The sequence below is a fragment of the Tabrizicola sp. genome, from assembly GCF_051645465.1.
Taxonomy (GTDB): domain Bacteria; phylum Pseudomonadota; class Alphaproteobacteria; order Rhodobacterales; family Rhodobacteraceae; genus Tabrizicola.
In genome coordinates this window covers 1-1,880 of sequence record NZ_JBOFBI010000326.1, presented here as the reverse complement: position 1 = coordinate 1,880, position 1,880 = coordinate 1, and the positions used below count along the sequence as shown (strand labels likewise).

The window sequence follows — 1,880 nt, the reverse complement described above, 5'->3', positions numbered from 1 at the left end:
GTGTCGAACGAGGTGAAAGCCGGCAAGGAACGTGTGGCAGTTCTGCGCGACATGTCCGAACGGGTCGGCATCGCGGATGTTTCATCCTTCGTGACAACCCTCGTCCAGTCGGCAACCTTCGGTACCTCGATCGCCGAGGCGCTGCGCGTCTATTCCGCCGAAATGCGTGACAAGCGCGTGATGCGCGCCGAAGAAAAGGCAAACAAGTTGCCAACCAAGCTGACACTCGGCACTATGCTGTTCTGCGTGCCGGCGTTGCTTGTCATCCTGATTGGCCCCTCGCTGCATGGCATCGCAACTGCCTTCGGTGGTGGAGGGGGCTAAGACTGCATCGTTCGGCACTTCTCGCTTTTCTTTGCGCAAGCATTCTGGCCGCCTGTGGAAACACGGGCGGCCCTGACCGTAACGTGCCATACGGTGCCGATGCCAGCGGCGAAGGGGTGGACGGGCTGCTGGTCGGCCACCGCCTGATGGCCGCGGGTGAATCCGAGCTGGCACTGAAGGCCTACCTGCGCGCAGCCGCCGAACAGGGCATGAACGTCGACGTGCTGTCGGCCATCGGGTCGGCCAACCTTGCCCTCGGGCGGCTCGGGCAAGCCGAACAGATCCTCCGCCGGGCCATGGACGAAGACCCGACATTCGTGCCGGCGATCAACAATCTGGGCGTCGTTCTGATGGAAAGGGGCCAATTCGGCGAAGCGCGGGTGGTTTTTCAGCAAGCTTTCGCCATTGATAGTGGCCAATCGGACTCCATCCGCGAAAATCTGCGTCTGGCTATCGCGCGGACGGAAGGGGTGGTGTATTCTGACAGCGAAGAAGAACCAACAATGTCTCTCGTGCGGCGGGGACAGGGGCAATACGAGCTTCTGACCGAGCTGTAACGCGGGCACCGAGCAGAACCGAGCAGTCAGAAGGACGCAAAAAAATGCGCCATCCGGTCGTTATCGCCCTCGCTCTGGGGGGAATATCCATGCTTTCCGCTTGCAACAGAGGCGACTCCGACGCCGAGGTGCAGCGCGCCGTGCAAAGCGTGAACGTCATCGACGAATCCAACCTCAACGAAGTGATGCTGACGGTGGGCGACCCTGACGAGGCGGTCGCCTATTTCAGCCGTGCCGTCGGCGACAACCCCGACCGGATCGATCTGAAGCGGGGACTCGCGAAATCGCTGATCCGTGCAGGCAAGCCGACCGAGGCGATCTCTATTCTGACCGCAGTGACGCAAAGCCCGGAAGCGACGCCGGAAGACAAGGTGATGCTCGCCGACGCCTTCATCCGCGCCAATGAATGGGACCGGGCCGAGGCCACGCTGAACGAAATCCCCCCCACCCACGAAACCTTCGACCGCTACCGCCTCGAGGCGATGGTGGCGGACAGCAAGCAGAACTGGGACAAGGCCGACAGTTTCTACGAAATCGCGGCGGGGCTGACGACGAAACCCGCGGGCGTGCTGAACAACTGGGGCTTTTCCAAACTGTCGCGGCAGGACTATTCCGGGGCGGAAAAGCTGTTCGTGCAGGCGCTGACCTATGACCCGCAGCTTTTCACCGCGAAGAACAATCTGGTGCTCGCCCGCGGCGCGCAGCGCAAATACGATCTGCCGGTGGTCGACATGACGCAGACCGAACGGGCGGAGCTGATCTACACGATGGCGCTGACGGCGATCAAGCAGGGCGATGTGTCGGTCGGCAAGAGCCTTCTGGCCGAAGCCATCGAAACCCATCCGCAGTATTTCGAAGCTGCCACCCGCAGCCTCGAAGCCCTTGAAGCCTGATCCATGCTGACCTTCATCCAGGCTACGGCCTTTGCCCCCTTCGTGCTGGCAATCTGCGTCTGGGTGGCCTGGTCCGACATGGCCACGATGAAAATCCCCAACAACG

Annotated in this window: 3 protein-coding genes; all 3 read left to right on the top strand. The window is 61.7% G+C overall.

The annotated features are described in order from the left end of the window. The coding region (locus ACRCSW_RS21060) for a type II secretion system F family protein (RefSeq protein ID WP_438707613.1) at positions 1-324 on the top strand (324 nt) is incomplete at its 5' end. A gap of 2 nt (positions 325-326) precedes the next feature. Continuing rightward, the gene (locus tag ACRCSW_RS21055; protein ID WP_438707614.1) at positions 327-881 is read left to right on the top strand and encodes a tetratricopeptide repeat protein; all 555 of its coding nucleotides are present in this window, start codon (positions 327-329) and stop codon (positions 879-881) included. 44 nt (positions 882-925) lie between these two features. After that, complete coding sequence (locus ACRCSW_RS21050) at positions 926-1,774, top strand: tetratricopeptide repeat protein (protein WP_438707612.1); 849 nt, start codon at positions 926-928, stop codon at positions 1,772-1,774. The last annotated feature ends 106 nt before the right edge of the window (positions 1,775-1,880 follow it).